General features: G+C 47.4%; 16 protein-coding genes and 1 rRNA gene. 9 read left to right on the top strand and 8 right to left on the bottom strand.

All coding sequences use genetic code 11. The features are described from left to right. Window positions 1-22: 22 nt before the first annotated feature. The 5 genes from ATB78_RS23635 to def form a co-directional block, all read right to left on the bottom strand. Window positions 23-1,468, bottom strand: a complete 1,446-nt coding sequence (locus tag ATB78_RS23635) for a TrkH family potassium uptake protein (protein WP_061010791.1) — start codon at window positions 1,466-1,468, stop codon at window positions 23-25. Window positions 1,469-1,477: 9 nt separating this feature from the next. Beyond that, on the bottom strand, window positions 1,478-2,854 hold the full coding sequence (gene trkA, locus ATB78_RS23630; protein ID WP_005440765.1) for a Trk system potassium transporter TrkA: 1,377 nt from the start codon (window positions 2,852-2,854) through the stop codon (window positions 1,478-1,480). Between the two features lie 64 nt (window positions 2,855-2,918). Further along, window positions 2,919-4,202 carry a 16S rRNA (cytosine(967)-C(5))-methyltransferase RsmB gene (gene rsmB / locus ATB78_RS23625; protein WP_061010790.1) on the bottom strand — a complete coding sequence of 428 codons (1,284 nt, stop codon included), beginning with the start codon at window positions 4,200-4,202 and terminating at the stop codon, window positions 2,919-2,921. An 82-nt stretch (window positions 4,203-4,284) separates the two neighbouring features. Further along, on the bottom strand, window positions 4,285-5,232 hold the full coding sequence (gene fmt, locus ATB78_RS23620; protein ID WP_061010788.1) for a methionyl-tRNA formyltransferase: 948 nt from the start codon (window positions 5,230-5,232) through the stop codon (window positions 4,285-4,287). 33 nt (window positions 5,233-5,265) lie between these two features. Then, window positions 5,266-5,784, bottom strand: coding sequence for a peptide deformylase (def, locus tag ATB78_RS23615; protein ID WP_020196738.1), 519 nt, complete (start codon window positions 5,782-5,784; stop codon window positions 5,266-5,268). 138 nt (window positions 5,785-5,922) lie between these two features. Between def and ATB78_RS23610 the strand changes: the two genes are divergently transcribed. Genes ATB78_RS23610 through ATB78_RS23595 form a run of 4 tightly spaced genes read left to right on the top strand, consistent with a single transcriptional unit; the run spans window position 5,923 to window position 9,184 of the window. Continuing rightward, on the top strand, window positions 5,923-7,017 hold the full coding sequence (locus ATB78_RS23610; protein WP_061010786.1) for a LysM peptidoglycan-binding domain-containing protein: 1,095 nt from the start codon (window positions 5,923-5,925) through the stop codon (window positions 7,015-7,017). Then, window positions 7,001-8,110 (top strand): DNA-processing protein DprA, encoded by a 1,110-nt coding sequence (gene dprA / locus ATB78_RS23605; protein ID WP_039987202.1) that lies wholly within the window; start codon window positions 7,001-7,003, stop codon window positions 8,108-8,110. The genes ATB78_RS23610 and dprA overlap by 17 nt, the downstream gene beginning before the upstream one ends. Before the next feature lie 2 nt (window positions 8,111-8,112). Then, complete coding sequence (locus tag ATB78_RS23600) at window positions 8,113-8,592, top strand: DUF494 family protein (RefSeq protein ID WP_005429833.1); 480 nt, start codon at window positions 8,113-8,115, stop codon at window positions 8,590-8,592. A gap of 22 nt (window positions 8,593-8,614) precedes the next feature. Next, window positions 8,615-9,184, top strand: coding sequence for a topoisomerase DNA-binding C4 zinc finger domain-containing protein (locus ATB78_RS23595; protein WP_009708006.1), 570 nt, complete (start codon window positions 8,615-8,617; stop codon window positions 9,182-9,184). A gap of 64 nt (window positions 9,185-9,248) precedes the next feature. On the opposite strand, the gene ATB78_RS23590 is transcribed toward ATB78_RS23595, so the two are convergent. Further along, the gene (locus ATB78_RS23590; protein WP_061010784.1) at window positions 9,249-10,382 is read right to left on the bottom strand and encodes a 5-(carboxyamino)imidazole ribonucleotide synthase; all 1,134 of its coding nucleotides are present in this window, start codon (window positions 10,380-10,382) and stop codon (window positions 9,249-9,251) included. Between the two features lie 4 nt (window positions 10,383-10,386). Then, complete coding sequence (gene purE / locus ATB78_RS23585; RefSeq protein ID WP_005440742.1) at window positions 10,387-10,872, bottom strand: 5-(carboxyamino)imidazole ribonucleotide mutase; 486 nt, start codon at window positions 10,870-10,872, stop codon at window positions 10,387-10,389. Between the two features lie 200 nt (window positions 10,873-11,072). On the opposite strand from purE, the gene ATB78_RS23580 reads away from it, so the two are divergent. The 4 genes from ATB78_RS23580 (at window position 11,073) to ATB78_RS23565 (ending at window position 13,783) form a co-directional block, all read left to right on the top strand. Further along, window positions 11,073-11,630, top strand: a complete 558-nt coding sequence (locus tag ATB78_RS23580) for an L-threonylcarbamoyladenylate synthase (RefSeq protein WP_020196744.1) — start codon at window positions 11,073-11,075, stop codon at window positions 11,628-11,630. Between the two features lie 34 nt (window positions 11,631-11,664). Next, window positions 11,665-12,582: an oxygen-dependent coproporphyrinogen oxidase gene (hemF, locus tag ATB78_RS23575; RefSeq protein WP_005440740.1), complete on the top strand. Its 918-nt coding sequence runs from the start codon at window positions 11,665-11,667 to the stop codon at window positions 12,580-12,582. Window positions 12,583-12,682: 100 nt separating this feature from the next. Next, a complete protein-coding gene (aroE, locus tag ATB78_RS23570) occupies window positions 12,683-13,516 on the top strand; it encodes a shikimate dehydrogenase (protein WP_042523879.1) in 834 nt (277 codons plus the stop codon). Between the two features lie 3 nt (window positions 13,517-13,519). Beyond that, on the top strand, window positions 13,520-13,783 hold the full coding sequence (locus tag ATB78_RS23565; RefSeq protein ID WP_009708001.1) for a DUF1488 domain-containing protein: 264 nt from the start codon (window positions 13,520-13,522) through the stop codon (window positions 13,781-13,783). Window positions 13,784-13,797: 14 nt separating this feature from the next. On the opposite strand, the gene ATB78_RS23560 is transcribed toward ATB78_RS23565, so the two are convergent. After that, window positions 13,798-14,349, bottom strand: coding sequence for a gamma carbonic anhydrase family protein (locus ATB78_RS23560; RefSeq protein WP_061010782.1), 552 nt, complete (start codon window positions 14,347-14,349; stop codon window positions 13,798-13,800). 512 nt (window positions 14,350-14,861) lie between these two features. On the opposite strand from ATB78_RS23560, the gene ATB78_RS23555 reads away from it, so the two are divergent. Continuing rightward, window positions 14,862-15,326, top strand: a 16S ribosomal RNA gene (locus tag ATB78_RS23555); the annotation flags it as partial.

Genomic DNA, 15,326 nt, shown 5'->3' with positions numbered 1-15,326 from the left:
TATACCTTTTATTTGAGTCTGTTTAACGGCGCCAAAACGCAGGGAAGAACAGTACAAGAATAGTCAGAATTTCCAGACGGCCCATCAACATACCAAAGCTTAGCAGCCACTTAGCAGCGTCTGGTAAAGGTGCAAAGTTACCTGTTGGGCCAATCACGCTGCCCATACCCGGGCCCACGTTCGCTACTGCGGTAATGGAACCAGAAATACTGGTCACAGGGTCTAGACCTAGTGCGCTTAAGCAGCCTGCGATAAAGATGATGGTGATAAAGAACATCAAACCAAATGCCACCACTGAACGAACAATATCGTCATTCACTGGTCGTTGGTTGTAGCGTTGAACGAACACGCCAGATGGGTGAATCAGTTTCATGATTTGCTTGTTAAGCAGCGTCATTGCGATCTGGAAGCGGAAGATTTTAATCCCGCCAGAGGTCGAGCCCGAACACGCGCCCGCCATCATTAAGAAAGCAAACAACGTGGTAGGTAGAGCGCCCCATGCGGTGAAGTCTTCTAGACCAAACCCAGTTGTCGTCACCACCGACACGATATTGAACATTGAAACGCGCATTGCATCCAAAATGGTGTAGCCATCGCGAATCACCAACCAAGCAGAAACCACTAAGCTAGAGAATAAGAACAGGTAGGCAAAACCGCGTACCTGAGCATCTCTAATTAATACTTCGACACTGCGCTTGCGTAGCGCGGCAACAAACAACAGGAATGGCAGGCCACCAAGGAACATAAAGGTGGTTGCGACCCAGTGCGCACCATTAGAGAAGTGGTTCATCGAACCATCAGACGTTGAGTAACCGCCGGTGGATAGGGTTGTGAAGGCGTGGTTGATGGCTTCAAACAGGTTCATGCCAGTCAGCAAATAACCCACAATACACAAGCCTGTCAGCATCAAGTACACCAATACGATGTTCTTCGCGACGGTTTTGGCTCTCGGGCTGCTCTTATCAGACCAATCAGACGATTCGGTTTGGAATAGCTTCATACCACCAACGTTAAGCATCGGTAGGATAGCTACCGCCATTACGATAAAGCCAATACCACCCAACCATTGCAAGATGGAACGCCACAACAAGATACTCGGCGCCATGTTGTCTAAACCACTGAGCACAGTAGAGCCTGTGGTGGTGATGCCAGACATGGTTTCGAAATAGGCGTCGGTAAAACTAATGTGGTTGATAAACACAAACGGCAATGCAGCAAACGCACTGGCGATGGTCCATACCAAACTGGTGATGAGGAACATATCACGCACACTGAGTTTGAACTTGGCGGTTCGACCAATCGTCAAACAGATGAATGCGGCTAGGTGGGTGATCACAACGGCTTGGGCGAAATCGAGGAATCCGCCCGTACCTGTGAAAAACGCGACCAAAGTCGGCACGTACATAAAAAGGGCCAGTTTGGATAAAACCAGCCCGATAACAAACAGTACGGGACGTAAGTTGACCATAGGAAAATCCTAGAGGAAGAATGGACTCGGCTGGAACAGCGCTTCGACGTCTGGTACGTACTTTTTGTCGACCAGGAACATCACGACGTGGTCATCTTGTTCGATGACGGTACGGTCGTGTGCGATAAGAACTTCTTCGCCACGAACGATAGCACCAATGGTGGTTCCTGGTGGGAGTTTGATATCACCAATCGCGCGACCGACCACTTTCGATGTGGTTTCGTCACCGTGCGCAACGGCTTCGATTGCTTCTGCCGCGCCACGACGCAGAGAAGATACGTTAACGATGTCAGCACGACGAACGTGCGTGAGTAGAGCAGAAATCGTCGCTTGCTGTGGTGAGATCGCCACATCAATCACGCCGCCTTGTACTAGGTCGACATAAGCGCCGCGCTGGATCAGCACCATCACTTTCTTCGCGCCCATGCGTTTTGCTAACATCGCTGACATGATGTTGGTTTCATCCTCGTTGGTTAACGCGATGAACACATCTACTTGGTCGATGTTTTCTTCGGTCAGCAGTTCTTGATCCGCAGCATCACCACAGAAGACGATGGTGTTTTCTAGCTGCTCAGACAGTTTTTCTGCACGCTGATAGTTACGCTCAATTAACTTCACACTGTAAGCTTGCTCAAGACGTTTTGCTAAGCTGGCACCGATGTTACCACCACCAACAATCATGATGCGGCGGTAAGGTTTCTCAAGGCGCTGAAGTTCACTCATTACCGAGCGAATGTGGTTACTTGCTGCAACAAAGAAGACTTCATCATCAGCTTCTATGATGGTGGTGCCTTGCGGACGAATAGGGCGACCTTGACGGAAAATCGCAGCAACACGAGTATCGATGTGTGGCATGTGTTCACGCAGAGCGGATAGAGCGTTACCAACCAGCGGGCCACCATAGTAGGCTTTTACTGCGACTAGGCTGACTTTTTGCTCGGCAAAGCTGACGACTTGCAATGCGCCAGGGTATTGGATGAGGCGTTCGATGTAGCTGGTTACCAGCTCTTCAGGTGCGATAAGGTGATCGACAGGGATTGCACCAGATTTGAATAGCGCTTCTTTTTCTGCCAGATACTCTGGAGAACGAATACGTGCAACACGGTTTGGGGTATTGTACAGAGTGAAGGCAACCTGACACGCGGCCATATTGGTCTCATCGGTGTTGGTCACCGCAACTAGCATGTCGGCGTCTTGTGCACCTGCTTCACGCAACACATCTGGGTGACTCGCGTGACCATTAACAACACGAAGATCGTACTTGTCTTGCAACTCTCGCAGTCGGTCGCCATTTTTGTCGACGATGGTGATGTCGTTATTCTCACCAACGAGGTTTTCTGCCAATGTGCCGCCAACCTGACCAGCACCAAGAATAATGATTTTCATACTCTTTACTCGTTATCTGAAAAAGGCGATTGAATTCGCTTCAATCGCCCTATTTAGCATGCTGTTACGCGTGTTTTTTCGTTAGCACTGCGTAGTAGAAACCATCCATATCTTCTTCGCCTGGTAGAATCTGACGACCAGGTTGTTCGGGATCCGAGTCCACTAGTTGCGCGTTTTCAGTGCGCGCTAAGAACGCTTTTACTTGCGCCACGTTTTCTTGTGGTGTGATTGAGCAAGTCGCGTAAACCATGGTGCCGCCCGGTTTCAGTTGCGTCCACATTGCATCAAAAATTTCGCTCTGTAGTTCCGCAAGTGCGGCAATATCATCAGCACGACGTAGCCATTTGATGTCTGGGTGACGACGAATTACGCCCGTTGCAGAACATGGTGCGTCCAGCAAAATGCGATCAAATTGTTCGCCTTGCCACCATTCTTGAGGATTACGCGCATCGCCGCAAACCACTTTTGCCTGAAGGTTGAGACGCTTCAGGTTTTCGTGCACACGTTTAAGGCGTGTGTCGTCGCAGTCAATGGCTACCACTTCGCTGCCAGACGTACGCTCAAGAATGTGCGCCGTCTTACCGCCCGGTGCTGCACAGCAGTCTAGGATCAGCTCGCCATCTTTTGGTTCAAGATAATTAATCGACAGCTGTGCTGCCGCATCTTGCACCGATACCCAACCTTTTTCAAAGCCCGGTAGTTTCATCACATCGCATGGCGCGGCCAATTTTAGGGCGTCCATTGCTTGTGTGTGTGGCGTGCTATCAATGTTTTCATTTTTGAGTAGCGTTAGGTATTCATCACGAGTGTGGTGCTGGTGGTTTACACGCAGCCACATTGGTGCTTTTTGGTTGTTGGCTTCAACAATGCTTTCCCACTGCTCTGGGTAAGCTTCTTGCAGCAGTTTAAGTAACCAGCTTGGGTGGCCGTACTTGCCCGCATTGTTGCTGACCGCCATTTGGTCTAGCTCTTCTTGGTTGCGCTGGTAGTTACGCAATACCGCGTTGATAAGACCGCGCAGACGAGGACCTTTCAGCTCTTTAGTACCTTCAACTGTTTCACCGACTGCAGCGTGCGCAGGAATACGCATGAAGCTTAGTTGATAAATGCCAACCAAAATAAGGTGATGGAAAACGCGTTGTTTGCCTTTTAACGGCTTATCCATCAATTGGTTTGCAATCATTTCTAGGCGAGGGAGGTAACGTAGAGCGCCGTAACAGATCTCTTGTAGAAGAGCGTGGTCACGTGGTCGTACGTTTTGTTGAGCCGCTGGAAGAGCGCTTGAAAGTGAGTGGCCCTTGTCGACGACAAGATACAAGACGTTGGCAGCCGCAGCGCGAACATTCATGATGAGTACCTTAAAGTAAAGGAGGGCATCTCTGCCCTCTAAAAGTTCGTATTATTGGTCTTTGACACTATTGTCTGGCTTTTTAAACCAGTTGGGTGCCAACTTCAAACCAAGATGCACGTGAGTTCAAAATATCTTGAACTGACATGGCTTTTTTACCCGGAACTTGCAGTTGTTCCAGTACCAGTGTGCCATTGCCTGTCGCAACATAAATGCCGGTTTTATCTGCTTGCACAATAGTGCCCGCTGGCTTGTCACTGGTTTGTTCCGCCACACGACTTTGCCATACTTTGATGCTGTTTTCAGCCGCTTCAAAGTGGCTCATTGGCCATGGGTTGAATGCGCGAACGCAACGCTCGATGTGTGCCGCGTCGTCATTCCAATTAATGCGTGCTTCTTCTTTGCTCAGCTTCTTCGCGTAGTTTGCAAGCTCGTCATCTTGCTTCACTGGCTCAGCTTTACCTGTTGCGATGTCTGCTAGGCAGTCAATCAGTGCATCAGGGCCTAAGCCTGCAAGTTTTTCGTACATAGATGCGCTGGTGTCACTTGCTTCAATCGGCAATGTTGCGATTTTCAGCATGTCACCTGTATCCAAGCCAATGTCCATCTGCATGATGGTTACACCTGTTTCTGCATCACCAGCCCAAATTGAGCGTTGGATAGGAGCTGCACCACGCCAGCGAGGAAGAATCGAACCGTGCACGTTAATACAGCCCAATTTAGGCGTATCTAGCACGACTTGTGGAAGCAATAGACCGTAAGCCACAACCACCATGATGTCGGCGTTCAGATCAGCAAGCTCTTGCTTGGCTTCATCTGATTTGAAGTTTTCTGGTTGGTATACCGGAATGTTGTGCTCAAGCGCGATGGTTTTCACTGGGCTGGCAGTAAGCTTCTTACCACGACCTGCTGGGCGGTCTGGTTGAGTGTATACCGCAATTACTTCGTGCTCCGAAGACAACAACGCCGCCAAGTGACGGGCGGCGAAATCCGGAGTACCTGCAAAGACAATTCGTAAAGACTGACTCAAGGTAGGCTTCCTTCTAATTAAATTGTATCGAGATTAAGCGTTTTGCTGTTTCTCGTTAAAGCGTTTGATTTTCGCTAGCTTGTCTTGAATACGCTTACGCTTAAGTGGCGATAGGTAATCAACGAACAGTTTACCCATTAGGTGGTCTAGTTCGTGTTGAACGCAGATTGCTAGCAGATCGTCAGCGTCAAATGTGTATTCTTTGCCGTCGCGATCTAGGGCTTTAACCGTAACTTCAGCAGCGCGAGGCACAAGTGCGCGAGCACCTGGTACCGATAGACAGCCTTCTTCGATGCCGTCTTCGCCACGCTTTTCCAGAATCTCTGGGTTGATAAGCACCATCGGCTCATCGCGAGTCTCTGAAATATCGATAACTACGATACGTTTGTGGACATCAACCTGCGTTGCCGCAAGGCCAATACCTTCTTCGTCGTACATGGTTTCAATCATGTTATCGACGATTTTTTGAATCTCAGGTGTCACCTCTTCTACAGGTTTTGCAACGGTACGCAGGCGATCATCTGGGAATGTTAATACTTGTAATACAGACATATTCACTCGAAATATTGAACTGTGCCGTAACAGCACAAACCTTGTTGGCTCAATTCTAGACATTTTATGACCTAAATGACAGCATCCTGATACCAATTTCCATTCTGGTAACTGCCTAATAGACCAAGGACGAGGGTCATGAATCGAATTTTCCGCAACGTTTCTCGTATTACGTTGCCGTTACTTTTCTCTTTCAATGTTGTAGCAAATACGGACTCCCAACCACTTACCGTTAAAGATGATGCACCCAAAACTTATGTTGTGGTCAAAGGTGATACGCTTTGGGATATTTCAGCGATGTACCTTGATAGCCCTTGGTTGTGGCCTCGTTTGTGGCAAGTGAACCCAGAGATCGATAACCCGCACCTGATTTATCCGGGAGATAAGTTATCGCTGGTGTGGATTAACGGTCAGCCAGTCTTGAGCTTAAAACCCGTCAAAAAACTCAGCCCTAAAGCTCGCATCACTGAAAAGAAAGCAGTACCCACTGTAGCCGAAGGTTTGGTGATGCCGTACTTAAAGTCCGATCGCTTAGTGGATGAAGAGACATTAGAAAACGCAGCGAAGGTGATGGGCAGCAGTAAAGGCAGTAAATACCTGACTGCAGAAGACACGTTGTACATCAGTGGCAAGCAAGCATGGACAGATTGGGCAATATATCGACCAGTGGAAACCTTCTCTCGAGATGATGTATCACAACAAATCACGGCATTGCGTTTGATTGCCAAAGGTGAGTTGATCGAGGCGTCAGACGAATTTTCAGGACTGAAAATCACCACTCAACTGCAAGAGATCATCCGTAATGATATTGCTTTGCCGGTTCAAGCATTAGAAAACGGGGATTTCACGGCCACCTTCTATCCATTACCTTCGCCGCAAGGCAGTTCTGCTAAGTTATTGGGGAATATTGAAGGCATTCGTTTTAGTTCGACTAACCAAGTGGTGGTGATCGATAAAGGCACATCGGACGAACTTCGCCAAGGCAGTGTGTTCGATCTTAAAGAAGATGCGCATCCTGTTTATAAAGATGGTGATGACTTTGCCAAGGACAACGGTTTTCTCGACTCCAAGATCACTTTGCCACAGAGTAAAGTTGGTGAATTACTCGTGATTCGCCCTTATGAATATTTCAGCCTTGCTCTGATCACCAATAGCACCAAACCAATCAATAAAGAGGTATCTGTGGTTTCTCCTCTGGTAGAGGAACCGACCACCAATGAAACCACACAATGATACGGATCTCGCCGCTTGGTTAAAGCTGAGTTGTTTGCCAGGCATTGGCGGGGTCAAGCTGAGTAAGCTGCTGAGCAAAGACACGCCGAGTAATATTGTCCAATATTCCACGGAGCAGCTTCAGCTTTTAGGTTTAACGGCGAAACAACTGCAAGCGTGGTCGAAGGTCGATAAAGAAGTCGATGCTTGTCTGGCTTGGGCTGCTGCATCTTCTCATCATCATATTCTTACTTTGGCGGATGCTTTGTATCCGCCACTTCTCAAACAAACCGTCGCACCGCCTCCTTTATTATTTGTAAAGGGAGACGCGAGCTGCTTGTCTCAGCCACAAATAGCCATGGTTGGCAGTCGTAATGCCAGCGTGGATGGACTACAACATGCAAGAAGCTTTGCATCAGACTTGGTACAACACGATCTGATCGTCACCAGTGGTTTAGCATTAGGTATTGATGGTCATGCTCATGATGGCGCGCTTTTAGCTGGCGGTAAAACCATCGCAGTGCTTGGTTCTGGGTTGGAACAAGTGTACCCAGCAAGACACCGAGGTTTAGCGCAGCGAGTGATGGAAAATGGTGCGCTTGTCTCTGAGTTTCGTCCTGATGCTAAACCTCGCGCAGAAAACTTCCCACGTCGTAATCGAATTATCAGTGGTTTGTCGCTGGGTGTTTTGGTGGTGGAAGCGGCTGAAAAAAGTGGTTCCTTAATCACTGCTCGCTATGCCCTTGAGCAAGGTCGAGAAGTTTTCGCTCTGCCAGCTTCGATTAATGCTCCTAACGCCAGTGGTGGTAATCAATTGATTCGTAACGGGGCTTGCCTCGTACAAAATACTCAAGAGGTGCTCAATGAAATACAGTCTTTACTCGACTGGTCTATTAATCAGAGCTTAGATTTATTTTCTGCGCCAATTGATGAAGAAGAATTGCCATTTCCTCAGCTGTTAGCTAACGTAGGAAATGAGGCTACACCAGTTGATATTCTTGCAAGCAGGACCAATATACCTGTCCAAGAAGTCATGATGCAGCTCTTAGAGCTTGAGCTTTCAGGGCATGTTGTTGCAGTATCCGGTGGCTATATTCGAAAGGGGAGGGGCTAGCTATGATGATGGATATACTTATGTATCTATTCGAAACCTACATCCATAGCGATGCAGAGTTACAAGTCGAACAAGACGAATTGGAAGATGAATTGCTTCGTGCAGGCTTCCAGCAAAAAGACATCTACAAAGCCCTTGTCTGGTTAGAAGAGCTGGCGGCATTGCAACAAAGCGATGAACATTCAGCCATTTCAACCTGCATTGCATCGGCATCGACACGTATCTATACCGCTTCAGAGATGCAGCGACTGGACCTCGAATGTCGTGGTTTCTTGTTGTTCCTAGAGCAAATCAATGTTCTGACCACAGAAACGCGTGAGATGGTTATCGACCGTGTCATGGGGCTTGAAACCAATGAGTTTGAGCTTGAGGACCTTAAATGGATCATTCTTATGGTGCTGTTTAATGTTCCAGGCAACGAAAACGCCTACACGCTGATGGAAGAGCTGCTGTACACCAAGGAACAAGGTATTCTTCATTAATATCTTCGCTTGAGTGGTGAGTATGAGTAGTAAAATCGATCACAACCTTTTCTCGGCACATGAACATGCGCTTGAGCGCGAACCTTGCCCTAAATGCGGTGGGGAAGTTTCGCTTAAGCACGGTAAACACGGTCCTTTTTTAGGTTGTAGCCAATACCCAAGTTGCGATTACATTAAGCCGCTACACAGCAATGACGGTCACATCGTGAAAGAGTTGGGTGTGCCTTGCCCTGAGTGTGGCAATGAATTGGTACTCCGCCAAGGGCGCTACGGTATGTTCGTTGGTTGTAGCCATTACCCAGCATGCCATCATATTGAGTCGATTAACCAACCTGAGCCAGAGCAGCAAGCGAAAGAGCAACATGCTTGCCCTGAATGTGGCAAAGGACATTTGGTTGAGCGTAAAACCCGATTTGGTAAAACATTCTACGCGTGTGACAACTATCCGAAGTGCAAGTTTGCGGTCAACTTGCCGCCTGTAAGAGGCCGCTGCGAGGAATGTGGATTTACCTTGTTGGTCGAAAAAAAACTTGCCAGCGGGGTTAAACTGCAATGCGCGAGTCGTAAGTGCCAGCATACTCAATCGCAATAACCTTCAGTACGAATTAAAAAGGGTCGCATCATGCGACCCTTTTGTTATTTATTCCGCTGCTTTTCTATGCTTGCCACTGCTTGGCAAATTCATGTACGGCAGGGAAAGCCTGTTCATCCAATACGTCTGCTAATGCACAAAGTCTACGATTAAGTTCGCCAGTGTAGTCACCACATACGTTGATGTGGCCCATCTTGCGACCCGCACGTTTTTCTTTGCCGTACCAATGAATGTGGTAACCATCCATCGCTAGCAATGCTTCTGGTAGTGTGTCTTCACCAAGAATATTAAGCATCGAGGTTTCACGAACCAGCTTCGTGCTACCTAAAGGCATACCGCATACGGCGCGTAGGTGGTTCTCAAACTGACAGGTTTCTGCTCCTTGTTGAGTCCAGTGACCAGAGTTGTGTACGCGTGGTGCGATTTCATTGACTAGCAAAGTACCGTCAACATCGAAGAACTCCAGCGCTAGCACACCAACGTAATTCAAGCTGTTGGCAACGGCCGTGAACATCTGTTTTGCTTGCTCTTGCAACTCTGGTGCATCAATCGCAGTAGAAAGGCTCAATACACCATTGGTGTGGACGTTCTCTGCCAGAGGGTACACTTCAACGCTGCCATCTTTACCGCGAGCACCAACCAGTGAAACTTCGCGGTTAAAAGGGACAAATTCCTCAGCAACAATCGCTTGAGTTGGTGTTGCGGCAATGCACTCTGCCATCTCAGTCCAAATGTCTTCGACTTGAGAAGTTTCTTTTAAGCGCCACTGGCCTTTACCATCGTAACCACCTAATGCACTTTTCAGAACCATTGGCATACCAACGTGTTCAATTGCGCGATCAAAGTCTTCACGAGTTTCGATTACGTAGTATTTCGCGTTACGCACGTCAGCATCATCAAGCAATGCCTTTTCAATGCGGCGATCACCACCTGCTTTGATGGCTTGCGTACTTGGTAAGAACTTACCGCTCGCTTCGCAAACATCGAGCACATCATGTGGGATATGCTCGAACTCAGCAGTAATGACGTCGACTTGTTCAATTGCATTCTCTAAGCCGTTGCCTATTACGTGCTGAGTCAGTGGATGAACGATGTTACCGCTGCCCACATCGTAAGCTGATATTTGAATATTCAGTGGCGCACCAGCCAGAGACATCATACGAGCTAGTTGACCCGCACCAAGAACCAGTACATGCATCTGATTAATCCTCAGCAGGGTTTGGGTTCGCCAATACGGTTTCCGTTTGTTCGTTACGGAACGCTTCGACTTTTGCCATGATCGCTTCATCATGTGTACCAAGGATTTGAGCTGCTAGGATGCCAGCGTTTGCTGCACCAGCTTCGCCAATCGCCAATGTACCAACCGCAATACCCTTTGGCATTTGCACGATAGAAAGCAGTGAATCCATGCCTTTCAGCGCACGAGACTGAACTGGGACGCCAAGTACAGGTACGCTGGTAAACGCTGCTGCCATGCCTGGTAGGTGAGCGGCACCGCCAGCACCCGCGATGATGACTTTAATGCCACGTTCTTTCGCGCTGCTTGCATAATCAGCCAATAATTGAGGAGTACGGTGAGCTGACACCACCTTTGTTTCGTAAGACACGCCAAATTGATCCAGCATGTCTGCTGCTAGTTTCATGGTTGGCCAATCTGATTTAGAACCCATGATGATACCGACTTTCATCTCAAACTCCTTCAAGCTGCAAAATTAGGTGAGCTGATAAATTTGTGCGCATTATACGGGGATTTTTACCTCAAGCAAACGTTTGCGTGTGTTTGTAAATGGTATTGATACATTTTATAAACAAATTGATTTAGTCTCTGAGAATGAATATTTGTACACTTAGTGCAAACACAACAGATAAGACTATCAGGAAGTAATTGGTGGATAACTTTGAACAGGTGCTTGAAGCACTACAAAAAGGCGAAGTGATTGCCTATCCAACAGAAGGCGTATTTGGTGTCGGCTGTGATCCAGATAACCCAGAAGCGATTCAAAAGTTGCTAGAGCTAAAGCAGCGCCCAGTAGAGAAGGGGCTCATTCTTATTGCGGCTAGCTATGAGCAGCTTTTGCCTTATGTTGATGAATCTCAGTTGACTCAAGAGCAGTTAGATAAAGTCCATGCGACGTGGCCAGGGCCATACACGTGGATCATGCCAGCGAGTGACAAAGTCTCTCACTGGGTATCGGGTCAATTTGATTCGATTGCAGTACGTGTGACTGATCATCCTTTAGTACAAAAGATGTGTAATGCATTCGGAAAGCCGCTAACCTCTACCAGCGCGAATCTTACTGGTCTGCCTCCTTGTATGACGACGGAAGAAGTTGAAGAACAGTTAGGTGACCGACTTGTGGCGATCTTACGTGGTGAAACCAGTGGTCGTGACAAGCCTAGTGAAATCCGTGATGCTAAAACCTCGCAAATATTAAGACAGGGCTAACCCTGCTAGTCAGCAATCAATAGGTACTACACGTATGTCAGCAATCGATAAGCACGCCGTAAAGCAGTTCTTGATGTCACTTCAGGATTCCATTTGTCAGCAACTAGAACAAGAAGATGGAAAGGCCGTCTTTGTCGAAGATGCATGGCAACGTGAAAAAGGAGAGCGTCTTGGTGGCGGTGGCCGCACTCGCGTATTGCGTGATGGTCATATCTTCGAGCAAGGAGGAGTTAACTTCTCTCATGTAGAGGGTAATGAAATGCCAGCATCAGCGACGGCACATCGTCCAGAGTTAGCGGGGCGTCGTTTTGAAGCGATGGGTGTTTCTTTGGTTATTCACCCTAAAAACCCTTATGTACCGACTTCGCACGCTAATGTCCGCTTCTTTATTGCAGAGAAAGATGGCGAAGACCCAATTTGGTGGTTTGGTGGTGGTTTTGACCTCACGCCTTTCTACCCATTTGAAGAAGATTGCCAATCATGGCACGACACAGCAAAACAGCTTTGTGCGCCATTTGGTGAAGACGTTTACGCAGAGCACAAAGCATGGTGTGACAAATACTTCTTCCTACCACATCGAAATGAAACTCGCGGTGTCGGCGGTCTGTTCTTTGATGACCTAAACCAATGGGAATTTGATAAGTGCTTTGACTACATCAAAGCGGTTGGTGAGGGATACTGTCAAGCTTACCTACCGATCGTTTCTCGTCGTAAAGACATTGAATTTGGTGAGCGTGAGCGCGAGTTCCAACTGTACCGACGTGGTCGTTACGTAGAGTTCAACCTAGTGTATGACCGTGGCACTCTGTTTGGTTTGCAAAGTGGTGGTCGTACCGAGTCGATTCTAATGTCGATGCCACCACTTGCGCGTTGGGAATACAGCTATGAGCCGCAAGCTGGTTCACCAGAGGCAGAGCTTTACGAGCAATACCTAACGCCCCGAGAATGGTAAGCGCTGAATCTCCTTTTCTATGTAGATAGATAGTGATAGGGTCATCTGTAATCAGGTGGCCCTGTTTTTTTCTATATAAGTAAGGAATAAAGGTAAGGAAATGACTCAGCAAATTGATCGCTATGCCGTGTTTGGTAACCCTATCGGACACAGTAAGTCGCCATTCATTCACACCTTGTTTGCCCGTCAAACCAATCAGTCTTTGGTGTACACCGCAGAAAGTGCACCTGTTGATGGCTTTATTGACGCAGCGAAGGTGTTTTTTGCTGAAGGTGGCAAGGGGTGCAACATTACCATGCCATTTAAAGAAGACGCTTATCAATTTGCTAGCCGTCTGACTGAGCGTGCTCAGTTGGCGGGCGCAGTGAACACTCTCAAGAAGTTAGATGATGGTGAAATCATTGGTGACAACACCGATGGGGCAGGTCTAGTGCAAGATCTGCTTCAACACCAAGTTGTATTGGAAGGTGCACGAATCCTAATTATTGGTGCTGGTGGTGCTGCTCGTGGTGTTATTAAGCCACTACTCGATCAAAAGCCGACTTCTTTAACCATTACCAACCGTACCTTTAGTAAAGCACAGGAGCTTGCAGAGTTGTTTGTCTCTCACGGCCCTATCGTAGCGAGAGAGATGGAAAGTATTGATGAAGAGTATGATGTCATCATTAACTCCACTTCCGCTTCTCTTAGTGGTGAACTGCCTGCAATCTCTTCCTCTATCTTTGCCGCCAACAGCACAAGTTATGACATGATTTATGGAAAAGGGGTGACGAGCTTTAACTTATGGGCAAGAGAAAATGGTGCCGCTCATGCGTATGACGGTCTTGGAATGCTAGTTGGGCAGGCTGCAGAAAGCTTCATGCTCTGGCGTGGCTTACGTCCTGGTGCCAAACAAATTCTCAGAGAACTAAGAAAGAATCTTGAAGGTCAATAATCAATGAATCAATCTATCCTATTCCCTGACATGCAGTCTTGGGATGAAGCCTCGCAATCGGTAAATTTTGCTGCGCAGCAATCTGGTGCGTTGATTGAGTGCTATGTAACAAAACAAAAGCTAGAAAAGCTTAGTGGTTCTCTGATTGAAACTGAGCAAGCGGCAATCAAAGTGTTTACTGATTACCGATTCGATCTAGAAGAAATCGCCGAAGAGCTAATAGAAGATGAAGCCTTCGATGAAGAAGGCCATATCATTATCGATTAGCGGACGATTCCTGGCTACTCTTTGATGTCTTCTACTTCGTTAATGTAGTCGTCTTTGTTCTGCACATAGTTGTTGGCAGACTTTTGCAAGAAAGCTCGTTCTTTATCTGATAGAGGGCGAGCTTGCTTAACAGGGCTTCCAACATATAAATAACCACTTTCTAATACCTTCCCTGGTGGCACCAAACTTCCTGCACCAATCATCACATCTGATTCCACCACCACGTTGTCTAATACAATAGCTCCCATACCGACTAATACGCGATCGTGGATCTCGCAGCCATGCAACATCACTTTGTGACCTATGGTGACATCATTGCCAATGAGGAGTGGGTAGCCATTGGGATTTTCTGCGTTCTTATGAGTTACATGAAGTACGCTGCCATCTTGAATGTTGGTTCGCTCTCCGATGTGGATGTGGTTTACATCGCCCCGAGCTGCGACCAATGGCCAGATACTAGAATCATCGCCAATTCGGATATCACCGACTAAAACAGAGGTTGAGTCGACATATACACGTTCGCCCAACTGAGGACGTATACCTTTATAACTTCTCATTGAACTCATCTTTACTCCTTATAAAGCGTTAATAACGGTGATATCTGGTGAGAAGAGTAGCAAAAACTCGCCTTTTAGAATAAAAAACATTCAAACGATAAAAAAATCAAAAAAAACGAGAAAAAGGGCTTGCCAATGTGATCGCAATCTCTATAATGCCACCTCGCTGACACGGCAACGCTTCGAAGCTTAGGTTTCGAAAGTTCGAAAGTAAGAAGCCAAGTTAGCAAGCCAATTAGCCAAGCGGAAACGCTTGAAAAAAGTTTGAAAAAAGTGATTGACACTAAACTTTAACTCGCTAAAATGGCCGTCCGATTTGAGCAAAGCTCAATAGGAAAGCTCTTTAACAATATAGACCTATCAATCTGTGTGGGCACTCGTTGATGATAATCCAATTAGAAGCTTCGGCTTCAAATTAGGTTTCAATGAAACGAAGTGACCATTGAATCGAAAGATTCAGCACAGTCAATTCAAACATTACTTATGTAATGTTCAGTATTCATTGAGCCGAACAAAATCTTAAATTGAAGAGTTTGATCATGGCTCAGATTGAACGCTGGCGGCAGGCCTAACACATGCAAGTCGAGCGGAAACGAGTTATCTGAACCTTCGGGGAACGATAATGGCGTCGAGCGGCGGACGGGTGAGTAATGCCTAGGAAATTGCCCTGATGTGGGGGATAACCATTGGAAACGATGGCTAATACCGCATAATGCCTACGGGCCAAAGAGGGGGACCTTCGGGCCTCTCGCGTCAGGATATGCCTAGGTGGGATTAGCTAGTTGGTGAGGTAATGGCTCACCAAGGCGACGATCCCTAGCTGGTCTGAGAGGATGATCAGCCACACTGGAACTGAGACACGGTCCAGACTCCTACGGGAGGCAGCAGTGGGGAATATTGCACAATGGGCGCAAGCCTGATGCAGCCATGCCGCGTGTGTGAAGAAGGCCTTCGGGTTGTAAAGCACTTTCAGTCGTGAGGAAGGT

The sequence above is a fragment of the Vibrio sp. CUB2 genome (assembly GCF_001557945.1).
GTDB lineage: Bacteria > Pseudomonadota > Gammaproteobacteria > Enterobacterales > Vibrionaceae > Vibrio > Vibrio owensii.
The sequence above is the reverse complement of the archived record's forward strand: the minus strand, read 5'-3'. Positions and strand labels throughout refer to the sequence as shown.